Source organism: Seonamhaeicola sp., assembly GCF_028281565.1.
Lineage (GTDB): Bacteria > Bacteroidota > Bacteroidia > Flavobacteriales > Flavobacteriaceae > Seonamhaeicola.
Map to the genome: position 1 here is coordinate 84,696 of NZ_JANQJQ010000006.1, position 15,889 is coordinate 100,584.

General features: G+C 36.6%; 19 protein-coding genes. 11 read left to right on the plus strand and 8 right to left on the minus strand.

Annotated elements, in window-relative coordinates; translation table 11 throughout:
- Positions 1–395: 395 nt before the first annotated feature.
- From Q0983_RS02245 to Q0983_RS02260, 4 genes are all read right to left on the minus strand, one after another.
- Positions 396–1,052, minus strand: coding sequence for an HD domain-containing protein (locus Q0983_RS02245; RefSeq protein WP_299548383.1), 657 nt, complete (start codon positions 1,050–1,052; stop codon positions 396–398).
- A 1-nt stretch (position 1,053) separates the two neighbouring features.
- Positions 1,054–1,791 carry a lysophospholipid acyltransferase family protein gene (locus Q0983_RS02250; protein WP_299548096.1) on the minus strand — a complete coding sequence of 246 codons (738 nt, stop codon included), beginning with the start codon at positions 1,789–1,791 and terminating at the stop codon, positions 1,054–1,056.
- Positions 1,792–1,806: 15 nt separating this feature from the next.
- The gene (locus tag Q0983_RS02255) at positions 1,807–2,205 is read right to left on the minus strand and encodes a hypothetical protein (protein ID WP_299548099.1); all 399 of its coding nucleotides are present in this window, start codon (positions 2,203–2,205) and stop codon (positions 1,807–1,809) included.
- Between the two features lie 120 nt (positions 2,206–2,325).
- On the minus strand, positions 2,326–2,736 hold the full coding sequence (locus tag Q0983_RS02260; protein ID WP_299548102.1) for a BrxA/BrxB family bacilliredoxin: 411 nt from the start codon (positions 2,734–2,736) through the stop codon (positions 2,326–2,328).
- A 121-nt stretch (positions 2,737–2,857) separates the two neighbouring features.
- On the opposite strand from Q0983_RS02260, the gene Q0983_RS02265 reads away from it, so the two are divergent.
- Positions 2,858–3,628 carry a TerB family tellurite resistance protein gene (locus Q0983_RS02265; protein ID WP_299548105.1) on the plus strand — a complete coding sequence of 257 codons (771 nt, stop codon included), beginning with the start codon at positions 2,858–2,860 and terminating at the stop codon, positions 3,626–3,628.
- Here Q0983_RS02265 and Q0983_RS02270 read toward each other — a convergent pair whose 3' ends face one another.
- From Q0983_RS02270 to Q0983_RS02280, 3 genes are all read right to left on the minus strand, one after another.
- A complete protein-coding gene (locus Q0983_RS02270; protein ID WP_299548107.1) occupies positions 3,629–4,393 on the minus strand; it encodes a HEAT repeat domain-containing protein in 765 nt (254 codons plus the stop codon). It abuts the gene before it with no gap.
- Positions 4,394–4,482: 89 nt separating this feature from the next.
- A complete protein-coding gene (locus tag Q0983_RS02275; protein ID WP_299548110.1) occupies positions 4,483–4,737 on the minus strand; it encodes a hypothetical protein in 255 nt (84 codons plus the stop codon).
- Between the two features lie 39 nt (positions 4,738–4,776).
- Positions 4,777–5,799, minus strand: coding sequence for an LD-carboxypeptidase (locus Q0983_RS02280; protein WP_299548112.1), 1,023 nt, complete (start codon positions 5,797–5,799; stop codon positions 4,777–4,779).
- A gap of 208 nt (positions 5,800–6,007) precedes the next feature.
- On the opposite strand from Q0983_RS02280, the gene metG reads away from it, so the two are divergent.
- A complete protein-coding gene (gene metG / locus Q0983_RS02285; RefSeq protein ID WP_299548114.1) occupies positions 6,008–8,107 on the plus strand; it encodes a methionine--tRNA ligase in 2,100 nt (699 codons plus the stop codon).
- A 1-nt stretch (position 8,108) separates the two neighbouring features.
- Positions 8,109–8,474, plus strand: coding sequence for a hypothetical protein (locus tag Q0983_RS02290; protein WP_299548117.1), 366 nt, complete (start codon positions 8,109–8,111; stop codon positions 8,472–8,474).
- Between the two features lie 7 nt (positions 8,475–8,481).
- Here Q0983_RS02290 and Q0983_RS02295 read toward each other — a convergent pair whose 3' ends face one another.
- Entirely contained in the window at positions 8,482–8,817 is a 336-nt protein-coding gene (locus Q0983_RS02295; protein ID WP_299548120.1) for a T9SS type A sorting domain-containing protein, read from the minus strand.
- 146 nt (positions 8,818–8,963) lie between these two features.
- On the opposite strand from Q0983_RS02295, the gene Q0983_RS02300 reads away from it, so the two are divergent.
- From Q0983_RS02300 to Q0983_RS02335, 8 genes are all read left to right on the plus strand, one after another.
- Positions 8,964–9,485: a ferritin gene (locus tag Q0983_RS02300; protein ID WP_299548123.1), complete on the plus strand. Its 522-nt coding sequence runs from the start codon at positions 8,964–8,966 to the stop codon at positions 9,483–9,485.
- A 56-nt stretch (positions 9,486–9,541) separates the two neighbouring features.
- Positions 9,542–9,733: a hypothetical protein gene (locus Q0983_RS02305; protein WP_299548126.1), complete on the plus strand. Its 192-nt coding sequence runs from the start codon at positions 9,542–9,544 to the stop codon at positions 9,731–9,733.
- A 66-nt stretch (positions 9,734–9,799) separates the two neighbouring features.
- Positions 9,800–11,923 carry a Tex family protein gene (locus Q0983_RS02310; RefSeq protein ID WP_299548129.1) on the plus strand — a complete coding sequence of 708 codons (2,124 nt, stop codon included), beginning with the start codon at positions 9,800–9,802 and terminating at the stop codon, positions 11,921–11,923.
- Positions 11,924–11,960: 37 nt separating this feature from the next.
- Entirely contained in the window at positions 11,961–12,794 is an 834-nt protein-coding gene (locus Q0983_RS02315) for a helix-turn-helix domain-containing protein (RefSeq protein ID WP_299548132.1), read from the plus strand.
- A gap of 392 nt (positions 12,795–13,186) precedes the next feature.
- Positions 13,187–13,735: a carboxymuconolactone decarboxylase family protein gene (locus Q0983_RS02320; RefSeq protein ID WP_299548386.1), complete on the plus strand. Its 549-nt coding sequence runs from the start codon at positions 13,187–13,189 to the stop codon at positions 13,733–13,735.
- Positions 13,736–13,761: 26 nt separating this feature from the next.
- Positions 13,762–14,130: a cupredoxin domain-containing protein gene (locus Q0983_RS02325; RefSeq protein ID WP_299548135.1), complete on the plus strand. Its 369-nt coding sequence runs from the start codon at positions 13,762–13,764 to the stop codon at positions 14,128–14,130.
- Between the two features lie 132 nt (positions 14,131–14,262).
- Positions 14,263–14,973 carry a hypothetical protein gene (locus Q0983_RS02330; protein WP_299548138.1) on the plus strand — a complete coding sequence of 237 codons (711 nt, stop codon included), beginning with the start codon at positions 14,263–14,265 and terminating at the stop codon, positions 14,971–14,973.
- A 115-nt stretch (positions 14,974–15,088) separates the two neighbouring features.
- Complete coding sequence (locus Q0983_RS02335; protein ID WP_299548140.1) at positions 15,089–15,685, plus strand: TetR/AcrR family transcriptional regulator; 597 nt, start codon at positions 15,089–15,091, stop codon at positions 15,683–15,685.
- The last annotated feature ends 204 nt before the right edge of the window (positions 15,686–15,889 follow it).

The window sequence follows — 15,889 nt, forward strand, 5'->3', positions numbered from 1 at the left end:
CTTAAGCTCAAATAGTTTATAAAGAAAAAATCCTTTACAATCGGTTGTAAAGGATTTTTTGATATTTCAGAATTGTTTTCTCTATTTTAATCTAAACCAAATTAATAATATACCTGTTAATACAGGTAGTGTTAAGAATAACATTAAAAGGTAAAGAATAGAGTGAAGCCTTTCTTTTTTACTTCTTTTAATGGCCTTTTCCATTTTTAAACATTTTAATAATTAACAATGCAAATGTATAGGCATATTTATGTTAAAAAAACAACCATCTTAACATATTTATATGCTATTTTAATTGTAATTAACTGTAAGTGAAATAGATAGATTCAATGGTTTGTTTGCGCCGGTCGTAATTCAGAACTTAAAGGTAGCTTCGAAAAAAAGCAAATTACCAGTTAAAGTTTGCCATGCCATTCACTGTAAAACTGTTTTAAGTACTGTTCCATAAAGGCGTGTCTGTTTTCTGCCAACCGCTTGCCGGTAGCGGTATTCATACGATCTTTAAGGAGCAGTAACTTTTCGTAGAAGTGATTGATGGTTGGCGCGTTAGATGCTTTATATTCGGCTTTGCTCATGTTGAGGTTTGGTCTGATATCCGGATTGTAAAGTTGCCTGTTTTTAAATCCGCCATAGTTAAAACAACGGGCTATACCAATGGCTCCAATAGCATCAAGTCTATCGGCATCCTGGATTACATCCAATTCAGGCGATCTAAACTTTGGTGCTTCATTACCACCTTTAAACGAGATGTTTTCAATGATTTTCACTACATGCTCGATTACTACCGAATCCACATTCAGCTCAAATAAAAACTCACGTGCTATTTTGGGGCCAATCGTTTCATCACCGTTGTGGAATTTACTGTCGGCAATATCATGTAACAAAGCCCCCAGAGATACAATAAAAAGATCTACAGGTTCCTGTTTTGCTATGAGCAAGGCATTATTGTAAACCCTTAAGGTATGAAACCAATCATGGCCGCCTTCGGCATCAGACAACCTGTCTTTTACAAAATCTTTGGTTTTATTTACAATAGCCTCCACAGGATTTATTTTAAGGTTGAATACTGGCTTTAATGGTTGTTTCAACAATATTTATAAGTTCGGATTTATCTTTAAAATCGGCTACTTTTAAAGGTTTATGAACCTTAAATTTAATGTGTGTTCCCAGGCCCATAGGGAATTTTCCATACCTCAACATTTTCCAGGAATTATTAATTGAGATGGGAACCACCAGGGCTGAAGGTACTTTTTTAAATAAGATATCCAATCCCTTGGTTTGAAAAGGTTTTGGGACACCGTCCTTACTTCTGGTGCCTTCTGGAAAAATAACGGCAGCACGATTATGAGCCTCGATATATTCCCCAAATTTCATGATAGCGGGTAAGGATTGCCTTGGGTTTTTCCTGTCGATTAAAACCGAACCACCATGCCGTAAATTATAGGACACACTGGGAATGCCTTTTCCCAATTCTATTTTACTTATAAATTTGGTATGATGTTTTCTCATGTACCACATAATGGGTGATATGTCATACATGCTTTGATGATTGGCAACAATAATTAAAGGTTGATCGGTTTCTATATGGTGCGGGTTGTCAAACGTAAAATGTGTACCTAATACATGCGTACATTTTAACAAGAAAAACTGTAGCACATCCACACATTTTTTATGGGCCTGATACCCAAATACGTTAAAGCAAAACCATTGTAAAGGATGAAATATTACAAGGGTAAAAAAGAAAAATAAATAATAGATAATAGTTAATGGATACGATAAAATTTTTACCATGCCCAAAAGTACATGTTAATACACAGCTACACAAACGTTATTTTCACAAATGACATCTATGGGTTCTGCAGCTACGGAACAGTCTGAAACAGCACCGTATTGTGCATTAAAAATAGCCTCCAGCTGATTATATTGTTCTACCTTGCTTTCCAGTTCATCGGTGTCGATGGAAGTTGAATATATCAAATAAGTCCATGGGCCACCACAAGGTTTACTGCCAAAAGCAATGTATTTACATTCGGTATTATCATTACAAACAGAGGAAGAAACAAGCGTTTCAATTTCAGTCTTTAAAGCGTTTAGAGTTTCCAAGTCCTCTTCATGACTTGATGTGCCACTATCATCAGAAAGACAGGCAGCAAATAACAGGCACAGTACAGTAATTAACCCTAAAAATTTGGGAATAGGTCGCATAATCAATTCTTTTCTCTTAAGATGAAAGATTCCCTAAAAGGTTGCGTAAAGTAATGGCATAAAAAAACCACGAATAGGTCGTGGTTAACTTCTGTCTTCATGTGTTGCGCTTCAACCTTTTTAACAATACTCGTTATAAGCATCAACCAGGTTTTCAGCAATGAGTTCTGCCGGACGCCCTTCAATATGATGACGCTCTAACATATGCACTAATTCACCATCTTTAAATAAAGCCATACTTGGTGAACTTGGAGGAAACGGGATCATATATTCTCGGGCTTTAGCCACGGCTTCTTTATCAACTCCTGCAAAAACGGTTACTACGTGATTTGGTCTTTTTTCGTTGTGCAAACTCATTTTAGCTCCTGGGCGTGCATTTGCGGCGGCACAACCACATACTGAATTTACTACTACCAAAGTAGTACCTTCTTTTGCCAAGGCAATATCAACCGCTTCCGGGGTTTGCAATTCTTCAAAACCAACGTTTGTCAGGTCTTCGCGCATTGGTTTTACTAATTCTGCTGGATACATATTTTTAAATTTAAATAATTAACAATTTTTTAGCGATGCAAAGATACCAATTGTGTAACAAAATTGTGATGCAATCAACTAACTAATATTATATTTGACGATAAATAAAATTTATAATTACATGAGTTTTTCAAAATGGATTGGGGGCGCCTTAGGTTGGTCGTTTGGAGGGCCAATAGGAGCCATTATAGGTGTGGCTTTAGGGAGTATTGTTGATGCCATGGCCAATGGTAATGGTGATATACTTATAGGTGAAGGAAAAAAGCGCTCAAAAAGATCAACATACCGGGGAGGGCAACAACGGCCTCAAACACAATCGGGTGATTTTGAAGTGAGTTTACTGGTATTGGCATCCATAGTTATAAAAGCAGATGGCAAACAAGACCAACGCGAATTGGATTATGTACGTCAGCAGTTTGCCAATATGTATGGGAAAGAGCGTGCAAATCACGCCTTTCAGTTATTTAAAGGGATTAGCAAACAAAAAGTTTCAAAACGTCAGGTCTGTTTACAAATAAAACAAATGATGGACCACCCGTCCCGTTTACAATTGATCCACTTTTTATTTGGCATTGCGAAAGCCGATGGGGTGGTAACTCAGGATGAAGAACGTCAAATACAGATCATGGCCGGTTATTTGGGGATCAATGCACGCGATTATGAAAGTATTAAGGCGATGTTCTACAGTAGTAGCGATAATGCTTATACGGTATTAGAAATTGAAAAAGGCGCTACAGTTGACGAAATTAAGAAGGCTTATCGTAAGATGGCGAAAAAATATCATCCTGATAGGGTGATTCACCTGGGGAAAGAGCATCAAAACGGTGCTGAGGAAAAATTCAGGCAAGTGCAGGAAGCTTATGAGCACTTACAAAAAGAGTTGAGGTTTTAATTAAATAGGATTATAATTCCCATCAATATAATCAATAACTTCCTGTTGCGTTAACACAGCAAACTTTTTGTAACGTTCATGTACATCTACAATTTCATCCAGAGCTTTTTCAACAAGTGTTTTATTTTTCCAGGTATTGAGGTGGGCTACCACGGTTTTTAAACAGCCATTTTTATAAGCAATCTGCCCCAGAACATGAATAAGGGTATCGGTTACACGTTTGGTGTCATCAAATTCCAGTGCTTTTAAAAGCGGTAAGATATCTTGAGGATGTGTGCGTCCCCGTAATTCAATGCCATGACATATTTCTCGCCTTACTTCTTTATCAGGATGTTTTAAATAGGTTTTTGCCCAGGCCAAAACCGGAACCGGATTCTTTGCTCCCATTTTTTTAACAGACCCTATCACGGCATTTCTTACGGAATGATGTTTATCAGACAGACCCGTGTCAAAAACATGTTGCACTTTATCAAAATGAAACCTTCCAATTTCTCCTGCAGCATTCACAGTGGTTTGACGTACTTTGTCCATATCAGACTTTAATAAATGATTTAAAGTTGAAAGTATGGTTGGTTGCAGTTCCGGAGCAGCATAAAATATTTTGCCAATAGCTGCATACCCTGTTTTTCGTATGTAAGTATCGTCATCAGAGAAATATGCAACGATGTTTTCCGTTTGGTTGGCACTTAAATCAGCTTTGATAGTGTCCGTGATTTTTTCAACCAAAGCATTACGCGCTTCTTTAGGTAGATCGTAAAACCCCATGATTTTGATTTACTATAAATTTAAGCAAATAAAAAAAACCAACTAAACAGTCATGAATAGTTGGCTTTATTGTTAATGAGGGTACTTTATTATTTAGTAAAGACTTCTCTACTGGTATAGATCTTTGTGTCATCACCTTTGTCAAAGATCATTACCAGTTTGTTTTCAGAATTCAAATAAACCGAAGCTAATTCCCAACCGGCTGTTTTAGTAGACTCTAATAAACACTTACGAACATCAGGATTATTTAAGTTTAATTTTGAATTTTTAATGGTGTCAGCATGTACACCAGCAGAAAATAGTAGCATAACCGCTACCACTAATAATTGTAGTTTTTTCATCATAAAAACTGTTTAAAATTTACTACGAAACTATGGTGTAATTCAAAAACCTTTAAAAATAATAGTCGATTGTTCTTTTTTTACGATTAACTCTACTGTTCTGCCTAAAATCAGGGCTCTGTTATCCTTTTCATGACCTGCCGGCATATTAAATGCTATGGGGAAGCTATACTCTGAAAGCGCATCTAAAATAAGCTGCTCGACAGAGGATCCCCATTGGGTGGTGTTACGTCTAAGCCTGGTCATATTACCCACAATGACACCTTTGCAATTGTCAAAATACCCGGCACGTTTTAAGCTTTGTAACATACGGTCTATATGATACTTATATTCGCCAATTTCCTCGATGAATAAAATTTTACCTGAAGTGTCAATATTGGTTTCAGAACCTAACATGGTATGTAAAATGGTTAAATTACCCCCAACTAAAGGTGCAGAAACAATACCGGCTCTGTTATATTCAGAACCTTTTAAAGTATAGTTTAAGGTGTTGCCAAAAAGTGCAGATTTAAAAGTAGCAATGGTCTCTTTAATGGTCTCGGCGTCATCTTGTAAACTGGTGCCCATCATAGCATGTAGGCTTTCAAAGCCTAAATTATGAACCTGATTATGAATGGCCGTAATATCACTATAACCTATAATCCATTTAGGGTGTTGTTTAAAATTAGACCAATCCAGCTTGTCCAATAGTCTTACTGAACCATAACCGCCTCTGGCACACCATATGGCTTTTATTTTGGGATCATCCAAAGCTTTTTGAAAATCTTCACAACGCTCTGAATCAGTTCCTGCAAAATGATTATTCTGATTAAACACATGTTTCCCTACTGCACTATGTAATCCCCAGCTTTTCAATAGTGCTTTGGCTTGCTCGATCTCACGGGTTCTGTGTTTTAAAATCCCTGCCGGTGCTACTATGGCTACCGTGTCGCCTGCTTTTAAGTATGGTGGTTGTTTCAAAGTAATCTCTTGTTTTTGTAATGCGTTATTTTGTGCTGAAAAAGCATGCTTTCCAAAGAAAAAAAGGCCACAAAACAAGCATAAAATTAGTAGGTATCTCGACATAATGTAAATGTACATTTTTTTAGTGAAACTCAATTTTAGAAGTCTTTAAGACGCACTTAAAATTGTAAGTTGAACTAATCCCGCTTTTTTAGCGGGATCTCGTTTAGTGTTTTATTGTTTCAATCTATTCTTCATTTATTAATCTCCTTTTTGAAAAATAGCCCTCAAATTGTGTACTTTTGCCGCTTAGTAAGATATTTGGGAATTTATGAGTCAACCAAAACGATATACCGTAACCACTGCTTTACCATATACTAACGGCCCCATTCATATTGGGCATTTAGCTGGGGTTTATGTGCCGGCAGATATTTATGTACGCTATTTACGCCTGACCGGGAATGATGTGGCCTTTATTGGAGGAAGTGATGAACACGGCGTGCCAATTACCATTAAAGCGAAGAATGAAGGGGTGTCACCACAGGATATTGTAGATAAATATCATGCCATTATCAAACAATCGTTTGAGGAGTTTGGAATCACTTATGATAATTATTCGCGTACTTCAGCGCCTATTCACCATAAAACAGCGTCTGATTTCTTTAAAACCCTGTATGACAAAGGTGAATTCATTGAAGAAACCACCGAGCAATTATACGATGAAAAAGCCAAGCAGTTTTTAGCGGATAGGTTCGTCATTGGGACTTGTCCTAAATGTGGTTATGAGGAGAGTTATGGAGACCAGTGTGAAAACTGCGGAACCAGCCATAATGCAACCGATTTGATAAATCCGAAGTCTGCCATTACCGGAAATGCGCCTACATTAAAACAAACAAAGCACTGGTTTTTACCGTTGGATAAACACGAGGATTTTTTAAAAGAATGGATCTTAAAAGGCCATAAAAAAGACTGGAAGCCCAATGTGTACGGACAGGTTAAATCCTGGATAGATGATGGTTTGCGTCCACGTGCCGTAACCCGAGATTTGGATTGGGGCATTCCGGTACCTGTAGAAGGTGGTGAGGGCAAAGTATTGTACGTTTGGTTTGATGCCCCTATCGGGTATATTTCATCCACCATTGAATGGGCAGAACGCGAAGGGATAGATTGGGAACCCTATTGGAAAGATGAAGACACTAAACTGGTTCATTTTATCGGGAAAGATAACATTGTATTTCACTGTATTATTTTCCCGTCCATGTTAAAGGCTGAAGGAAGTTATATTTTACCGGAAAATGTGCCGGCTAATGAGTTTTTAAATTTAGAAGGCAACAAGCTTTCCACCTCTAAAAATTGGGCCGTTTGGTTGCCGGAGTATTTAAAGGATTTTCCGGGTCAGCAGGATGTGTTACGTTATGCGTTAAATGCCAATGCGCCGGAGACCAAGGATAACGATTTTACCTGGAAGGATTTTCAGGCCAGGAATAATAATGAGTTGGTAGCGATCTTCGGGAACTTCATAAACCGTGTGGTAGTGTTAACCAATAAATACTATAATGGTGTTGTTCCTGAAGCAAGTGAATTTACCAAAGTTGATGAGGACACTTTAGCGGCAGTAAAAGCCTATCCTAATGTGATTGCCAGTTCTATTGAGCGGTATCGTTTTAGGGAAGCTGGACAGGAATTAATGAATTTAGCACGTTTAGGAAACAAATATCTGGCTGATGAAGAGCCCTGGAAAATGATCAAGGTTGACGAAGCCAGAACGCAAACCATTATGTATGTGGCGCTTCAAATTGCAAGTGCTTTAGCAATGCTATGTGAACCCTTTTTACCATTTACCGCAGAAAAGCTTAAAAAGATTCTTCGTTTTACTCAGAATGACAAAAAAGATTCCGAATGTCATGCTGAGCTTGTCGAAGCATCTCAATGGAACGACATCCCAACAAAGGACGTTTTGTTACCATCAGGACATCAAATTGGTAAAGCAGAATTACTGTTCTCTAAAATTGAAGATGCCACCATTCAGGCACAACTAGATAAGCTGGAAGCCAGCAGAAAAACCAACGAAAAAGCTAATAAAACTGTGGAGCCTCAAAAAGATACTATTACATTTGAAGATTTTACCAAATTAGACATGCGTGTAGGTACTATTTTGGAGGCTGAAAAAATGCCAAAAACTAAAAAACTTTTAAAGTTAAAAGTTGATACGGGTATTAATACCAGAACGATTGTTTCGGGAATAGCTGAGAGTTTTACTGCAGAAGAAGTTATTGGCAAACGTGTAACGGTTTTGGTGAATTTAGCTCCAAGAGCCTTACGAGGTGTTGAAAGCCAGGGCATGATCTTAATGACTGAAACTGCCGAGGGGAAATTGGTGTTTGTAAATCCTGATGATGCTTCTGTTGGCAATGGATTGCAAATAAGTTAAGATGTATCATAAGAATATCATCAGGCAAATTATCGATATTCAGGCACAAGCAGAAAGGTTGATTAGAACGGAAGCTTCAATGGCTGAGATTGAGCAATTTGCTCAGTATAATGATGAAATTAAATCGTTCCTAATTAACAATATAGATGATGATTTTGTTCTCAAATATGTAAAAGAAATACCAAATTTAAACATTGAGGAAATAGAGACCAGAACAGGTCTTATTACAGTATTGTTAAGTTTATTTGTAGGAGGAATTGCTATATATAATGAAAGACGGAAGTCTCAAAAGGCTCTAAATACCATAAGAGATATTAAGGGTAAATATGCTTCTGCAGAGTTTATGCTCAAGAATTATTTTTCTTAATAGTTTCTTATTTCACAATCAACTTTTTAGTTTCAACCTTATTATACTCGTCTATTGCCTGTACCAGGTAGATGCCACTTTTTAGGTGAGATACATCTATTTTAACAATACTCCTGTTAAAACGGTATAAGGCCGCTCGTTTTCCTAAAATATCAATGAATTCAATAGTTTTGATCTTATGAGTGCCTAAAATAAACAGTTCGCTTTCTACGGGGTTGGGGTGACACTTAAATACAGTATTGCTGCGTTCATTAATTAAGGGGTTTATGGTGTCACTTTTTTGTTGTGAAAATGATAAATGGCAGGTAAAAAGGAGTAAAAGGAAATAATAAGATAGTTTCATAGCGGCAAAATTTAAATGTAGCAGGTTATATATTAACGGGTTACAGTGTTTTTCAGTATATCTTAATGATTGCTTTCAATTTTCATACAGGTTTTAAAGCGAATTATTTTTAAAGAATTACTTAACTTTACTAAAAACAAGAAACCATGTTATCAAAGACCATAGAAAACGCATTAAACGATCAAATAAGAATAGAAGCAGAATCCTCTCAAATTTATTTGGCCATGGCCTGTTGGGCCGAAGTTAAAGGGCTGGAAGGCATTGCCAATTTTATGTATGCGCAATCTGATGAAGAACGGGATCACATGCTTAAACTGGTAAAGTTTGTGAATGAACGCGGCGGGCATGCGCACATTTCAGAATTGAAAGCACCGGATGTCACCTTTGAATCATTTAAGGACATGTTTGAATTGCTTTATAAACATGAGGTTTTCGTGTCCGGAAGCATTAATGAGTTGGTACATATTACACTTCAGGAAAAAGACTATGCCACCCATAACTTTTTACAATGGTATGTATCGGAGCAAATAGAAGAAGAAGCCATGGCGCGTACTATCCTTGATAAAATAAACCTTATAGGCGATGATAAAGGCGGCTTATATTTGTTTGACAGGGATATAGAAAACCTGACTGTAAGTACTGCTGCACAGGATACCGGTGGTGAATAAGTTGGTGATAACTTTAACACTTAATCTTATTTAGATTAATTAAAAATAACCTATATTTGTCCGAATTAAAAATCTTCGTTCAAGGTTTGGGCAAAAAAGAAAAGAAAAAAGCAGTTAAAAAATTAAAAAGCTTAGGTATTATTACTACCGATAAGGTTAAAAACAGCTGCTGTAAAAAATTCAAAAAAGGCGAAAAAAAACGCTGCAAAAAATGCCCTTGCTATGACCTGCTTAAAAAAGTAGCATAATTTTGTTTTAATAGTTTCCAAAACAAGATTCTTTTCTAAATTGCGTTTGTTTCAATCCTTAAACAAATGCAAATTCTCAATTATATACTTGGCCACATTGAATTACCCCGGGAATCGGTAAAAAACACCTTGGAATTACTTAATGAAGGTGGTACCATTCCGTTTATTTCACGCTACCGAAAGGAACGAACCGGTAATCTGGATGAGGTTCAGATTGGAGAAATAGTCGGGCTTAATGAACAATTTGAAATCTTAGAAAAGCGAAAGAAAGCCATTATAAAAGCATTACAGGAACAAGATGTGCTTTCCCCGGAGTTACGGCAAAAAGTTGAAACAGCGCAGAGTTTAACCGGTTTAGAGGATTTATACCTGCCGTTTAAGAAAAGCAGAAAAACCAAAGCTGAAAAAGCGCGACAACATGGATTGGAACCATTGGCAAAAATTATTATGAGCCAAAATGCCCATGACCTGGAGTCTGTTGCTTACAGATATGTAAAAGGTGATGTGTCATCGGTTGATGAAGCTTTGGAAGGTGCACGCCACATTATGGCAGAATGGATTAATGAACGTACCGATATTAGGAATCAAATTCGTTATCAATTAGAACGTTTTGCCATGATTTCAACTAAAGTTGTTAAGGTAAAGGAGCATACGGAGGAAGCCCAAAAGTTTAAGGACTACTTTGATTGGGAGGAATCTTTAAGCAGAATTCCGTCGCACCGTTTGTTGGCCATTTTAAGAGCGGAAAAAGAAGGCTTCGTTAAATTGAAGATTGCAATTGATAATGATAGAGCTTTAGATAAGATGGCGCAGAGAATCATTAGGTCTGATAATGACTGTGCCGAACAAATTGAGATAGCCATTAAAGACGCATTCAAAAGGTTATTACTACCGTCTTTAAGTAATGAAGCACTTCAGATAGCAAAGGAAAAAGCAAATGATGCGGCCATTTTGGTTTTTGCAAAGAATCTGAAACAACTCCTTTTGGGGTCTCCCTTAGGTGAAAAACGTGTTTTGGCCATTGACCCGGGATTCAGAACCGGTTGTAAAGTAGTTTGTTTAGATGCTCAAGGACAATTACTGTACAACGAAACTATTTATCCGCATCCACCTAAAAATGATGGTACAGGTGCCATGAAGAAGATAAATTCATTAGCAGACGCCTATAAAATTGAAGCTATTGCTATTGGAAACGGAACTGCCTCACGGGAAACAGAAGCCTTGATTAGAAAGGTTCGATTTAAAAACGATATACAGGTCTTTGTGGTAAGTGAAGCCGGCGCCAGTATTTATTCAGCTTCAAAAATTGCAAGAGAAGAATTTCCTAATTATGATGTGACAGTTCGCGGTGCTGTTTCTATAGGACGTCGTTTGCAAGATCCTTTAGCGGAATTGGTGAAAATTGACGCAAAAAGCATTGGTGTTGGTCAATATCAACATGATGTAGACCAAACGAAGCTTCAGAAATCGCTGGAAACGGTGGTTGAAAATTGTGTGAATGCTGTTGGTGTTAATATCAATACGGCAAGTAAACCATTATTGAGTTATGTTTCGGGAATTGGTCCGAAATTAGCAGAAAATATTTTTAACTATCGCACTGAAAATGGGCCTTTTACTTCAAGGAAAGTCATTGCAAAAGTACCTCGTTTAGGCAGTAAAGCCTTTGAACAGGGGGCTGCTTTTTTAAGAATAAAGGACGCCGAAAATCCTTTAGATGATTCCGCCGTACACCCCGAAAGTTATGCTATTGTTACTAAAATGGCTAAGGATAGCGGTAAATCGGTTCACGCTCTTATAGGCAACCCAGAAGCACTTAAAAATATTGACCTGAAAAAATATTGTACCGATACCATTGGGTTACCAACTCTTGGGGATATAATTAAAGAGTTAGAAAAGCCCGGGCTGGACATTAGGGAACAAGCTAAGGTGTTTACTTTTAATCAAAATATCAAAACCATCAACGATTTGAGGGAAGGTCAATTACTACCGGGAATTGTAAACAACATAACTAATTTTGGCTGCTTTGTAGATATTGGTATAAAGGAAAGCGGGCTGATTCATGTTTCTAACCTGTCTGATAGTTTTGTAAAAGATGTGGGTGAACATGTGCATTTACATCAGCAAATCATTGTAAAAGTGTTGGGCGTTGATATCCCACGAAAACGTATTCAGCTAAAGCTTCATAAATAAATTGTAATGTTGGAATGTCTTTGCAGACATAGTAATAATGACGCACTCATTTTCTGAATTTTCCACAAATGCCTTATTAAAAGTTGGGGATGAATCCTTGCTTGCAGAATACCGGCAGCCTAAACCAATGGCTTTATATGCGTTTATTTGGTCTGATGATTCAGAAGCTAAGTTTATTGTGGATGGCATTCCTGTTACCTTACCACAACATAGTATTTTAGCATTGACGACAGTTCAGTATTTTCAGTTTGCGGAAGGAGAACGGCTTAAGGTGTATCTTTTTAATCGGGATTTTTATTGTATCAAGGATCATGATAAAGAAGTAGGCTGTGCAGGATTACTATTTTTTGGCAATATTAAAAACCCGGTTGTTCACTTAAATGAGAAAGACCGCATTAAGTTTAATATGCTTCATGAGGTTTTTATTGACGAGCTTGAGACTAAAGATACTATTCAGGCAGAAATGCTGCGTATGTTAATGGCCCGTTTTATTATTAAAAGCACGCGATTGCTTAAAGCCAAAGAACGTTTCGATACGAAAACAGGCGATACTAAAACGGATTTGCTTCGCGCTTTTAACGTCCTGGTTGAGGACCATTTCAGAACAGAACATCGTGTTCAGTTCTATGCAGATGCGTTGTATAAATCGCCTAAAACATTATCCAATAATTTTGCAAAACTGAATACCGGCCCGTTAAAGATCATTCATGAGCGCATTGTTTTAGAAGCGAAACGCTTATTAATGTATACAGACAAAGCAGCCAAAGAGATTGCCTATGAGCTTGGGTTTGAGGATGCCTCGCATTTAAGCCGGTTATTTAAAAAGCACACTTCACTTTCCCCATCCGATTTTAAAAAACAGCATAGTTGATCCTGTCAGGGAAAAATTGACATGCTATCAGGAAATCCTCCTATGGCTATGGCTCCTTATATAATTCATCTTTGCACTGTATAATTAAAACAGCAAAGACATGAATTTAAAGCATATATCTATTTTCAATTTAATTGAAATCTTTCGCGGTAAAAAAAGAAGCGAGATTAAACCAATCAGTTTAGAGACGCATTGCGAACATGAGTACCATCATGACTACTACTGTGATGCCGAGAAACCTCATGGAGATCCTGAAATATTGACTTCTAATTCATAAAAGGAAAAATTGACAATACAAAAGGAAAAATAATCATGGTATAAAGAGTTCGTATAAAGCAACTTTGTACCGTAGAAATCACACAAAATTTATAAACATTTAAAACAATAAAATGATGAGCACATTTAATGTACCAACAAGAGACCAAGTAAGTGAAAACAATCAGGCTATTTTTGATAACCTGGAAAAAGCTGTCGGCTTTGTTCCCAATTTATATGCCACTTATGCGCACAGTAATACTGCTTTGGAAAACTATTTAAACTTTTCTAACGCAAAGACATCCCTGTCAGCTAAAGAGAGAGAAGTTGTGAATTTAGCCGTAAGCGAAGTTAACCAATGTGTGTATTGTTTATCCGCACATACTGCTATAGGTAAAATGAATGGTTTCACAGAAGACCAGATTTTAGAACTTAGAACAGGACAAGCATCGTTTGACCCTAAACTGGATGCACTTGCGAGATTGGCCAAAAACATTACAGAAAATAGAGGCGCCACAGAAGCAACCGTCCTTGAAAATTTCTTTGAAGCAGGATATACCAAAGGAAGTTTAATAGATGTCATTTCATTGGTGGGCGATAAAACCATCTCAAACTATATTCATAAAACGACCCAGGTTCCGGTTGATTTTCCGGTAGTTGAACCATTAGAAGCTACCACAGTTTAGTATTAACAATAAAAAATTTATAAACAATGAAAAAATTAATTTCAGTATTAGTAATAGCGCTTGTATTTAGTTTAAATGCAAGAGCCCAGGAGGTAAAAACAATTGCTTTGGAACAAACCAAAGGAGCATTTACCCAAAAGTCTTTAACGGTAAGTGAGGGAACCTATATTTTTGCGGTATCAAACAATCATGTAGGTAAAGATGTAGGTTTAGTACTTGTAGAAAAAGGTAAAGATGTCAGTAAGCCTGAAAATCATATTCAAACGGCTTATGTGACTCAGGTAGTTAAAGATGGAAAAGTAGAAAGATCTAAAGCTACTAAATTAACAAAAGGGGAGTATGTATACTTCTGTCCTTTAAATCCAACGCCCCAATACACGCTTACTGTTCAATAAGTTCAACCCTGATGATTATGCAAAAAGCTTCCATAACATGTGGAAGCTTTTTTTGTTAAAAGACGTATGAAATAATAGTAATTTCATTTAAAAAGCCTTAAGTTAGTAGTTAATTTATTACACAACTAATCCATGAAATCTTTTGCACTCAGTTTAGTCTTGTTCCTCTTGTTGGGAGCCACCTTTGGTATAGCTCAAACACATACTGTAAACGGTAGAATTATAGCCTTTAAAAAGTACCCTGTCAACAAGGTTAAAGTAAGTTCTAAAAAGGCTAAAACTGTTGTGTATTCAGATTCTTTAGGAATTTATTCAATTTCTTGTAATAAAAACGATCAATTGGTTTTTAATGCTTCGGGGTTTCAAAACCAACGTATTAAATTAAAAGGTCAAGATAGTTTGCTGGTTAATTTAGTTATAATAGAAAGTGAGCTTGCTTATGATGAAGTGGTTAAAGGCAACCATTTATCTCAATCTAAACTAGATTATTGTTTAAATAACCTAATTGATAATAACAATAATTATGACAAATTAGGAACTATTTTTGAGGTAATTCAATTTGTGTACCCTCAGGCAAAAATTACTGAAGAGGGTCCTAATCAAAATGACAATGCTAATACATTTGGCACTACAGGCAGGCAGGTAATTCTTGATGCAAGAGCTCTAAAATCAGTTATTGCAAGCCCTTATGCGTTATTGGTGGTTGATGGAATTGTTACCAGTGATATATCTGGAATTTCACCGGAACAAGTAAAAACTGTAAAAGTACTTTCAGCAGCTGAATCTGGTCATTGGGGTACCAGAGGAGGTAATGGTGTGGTTGAAATAACATTAAGACCATAATTATTAATTTAAAAGCCTCGAAAACACTTTAAATAAAGGCTTTTAGAAAATTTTAACACTTAAAATTTGGATTTACTAGACGACTGGTCATATTTTTGTCCTGAAATAAAAAGTTATGCTCAAAACAGCAAGACATGATGCCAAGGCAAATTTCCTTTTAGAAAAGGGAATGGAGATTCTATGGAGCAAAGGCTATAATGCAACCAGTGTTAACGACATTGTAAAAGCAGCCGATGTTCCAAAAGGATCTTTTTATTTTTATTTCGAATCTAAAGAAGATTTTGTGGTTAAAGCCATTGAGAAATACTTTGGAGCCATGTTCACGCCTGCTAAGGCCATTTTAGAAGATAAGACTAAAACACCAAGAGAGCGACTTATAGCATTTAATGAGTTCAGGCTTGATGTTCTGATGAATGATATGGATTGTAAAATGGGATGTATGGCGTGTAATTTAAGTAGTGAAATGTCTGAACATAGCGAGCAAATACGTAATGCGATATTAGTTAAGACCCAGTATGTACTGTCATTAATTACTGAGGTGATCCAGGAAGCTAAAGACCTGGGGGAAATATCCAATCCTATGAAGGCGGAAGATATCGCCGCTTTTATGGAAGATGCCGGAAAAGGCGCTATGATCAGTATGAAAGAAATGAAAAGTGCTTATCCCATTGAAAATGTTATGAGCATGATTGAAAACGTGTTGTTAAAGTAATAATAATATTTTTTTAACGTTTACTAGACGACCGGTCAATTATCTTTTATAATTAGTTCAATAAAGTGATAAGAAAATGAAAGTACAACTAAATATAACCGACTGGTCAACTATTAAAAATTAAATCAGATTCTTGTCCACTTATGTGCTCATAGGATCGTCATAGTAATAAATCAATAAATAACGACTGGATTTTAAGTAACC

Coding starts and splice junctions, on each gene's coding strand:
- Q0983_RS02295 (WP_299548120.1), bottom strand. CDS start 8,817: ATGAAACTATCTTATTATTTCCTTTTACTCCTTTTTACCTGCCATTTA.
- Q0983_RS02310 (WP_299548129.1), top strand. CDS start 9,800: ATGCAAATTCTCAATTATATACTTGGCCACATTGAATTACCCCGGGAA.
- Q0983_RS02335 (WP_299548140.1), top strand. CDS start 15,089: ATGCTCAAAACAGCAAGACATGATGCCAAGGCAAATTTCCTTTTAGAA.
- Q0983_RS02315 (WP_299548132.1), top strand. CDS start 11,961: ATGACGCACTCATTTTCTGAATTTTCCACAAATGCCTTATTAAAAGTT.
- Q0983_RS02320 (WP_299548386.1), top strand. CDS start 13,187: ATGAGCACATTTAATGTACCAACAAGAGACCAAGTAAGTGAAAACAAT.
- Q0983_RS02255 (WP_299548099.1), bottom strand. CDS start 2,205: ATGCGACCTATTCCCAAATTTTTAGGGTTAATTACTGTACTGTGCCTG.
- Q0983_RS02290 (WP_299548117.1), top strand. CDS start 8,109: ATGTATCATAAGAATATCATCAGGCAAATTATCGATATTCAGGCACAA.
- Q0983_RS02275 (WP_299548110.1), bottom strand. CDS start 4,737: ATGATGAAAAAACTACAATTATTAGTGGTAGCGGTTATGCTACTATTT.
- Q0983_RS02260 (WP_299548102.1), bottom strand. CDS start 2,736: ATGTATCCAGCAGAATTAGTAAAACCAATGCGCGAAGACCTGACAAAC.
- Q0983_RS02250 (WP_299548096.1), bottom strand. CDS start 1,791: ATGGTAAAAATTTTATCGTATCCATTAACTATTATCTATTATTTATTT.
- Q0983_RS02300 (WP_299548123.1), top strand. CDS start 8,964: ATGTTATCAAAGACCATAGAAAACGCATTAAACGATCAAATAAGAATA.
- metG (WP_299548114.1), top strand. CDS start 6,008: ATGAGTCAACCAAAACGATATACCGTAACCACTGCTTTACCATATACT.
- Q0983_RS02270 (WP_299548107.1), bottom strand. CDS start 4,393: ATGGGGTTTTACGATCTACCTAAAGAAGCGCGTAATGCTTTGGTTGAA.
- Q0983_RS02280 (WP_299548112.1), bottom strand. CDS start 5,799: ATGTCGAGATACCTACTAATTTTATGCTTGTTTTGTGGCCTTTTTTTC.
- Q0983_RS02325 (WP_299548135.1), top strand. CDS start 13,762: ATGAAAAAATTAATTTCAGTATTAGTAATAGCGCTTGTATTTAGTTTA.
- Q0983_RS02265 (WP_299548105.1), top strand. CDS start 2,858: ATGAGTTTTTCAAAATGGATTGGGGGCGCCTTAGGTTGGTCGTTTGGA.
- Q0983_RS02330 (WP_299548138.1), top strand. CDS start 14,263: ATGAAATCTTTTGCACTCAGTTTAGTCTTGTTCCTCTTGTTGGGAGCC.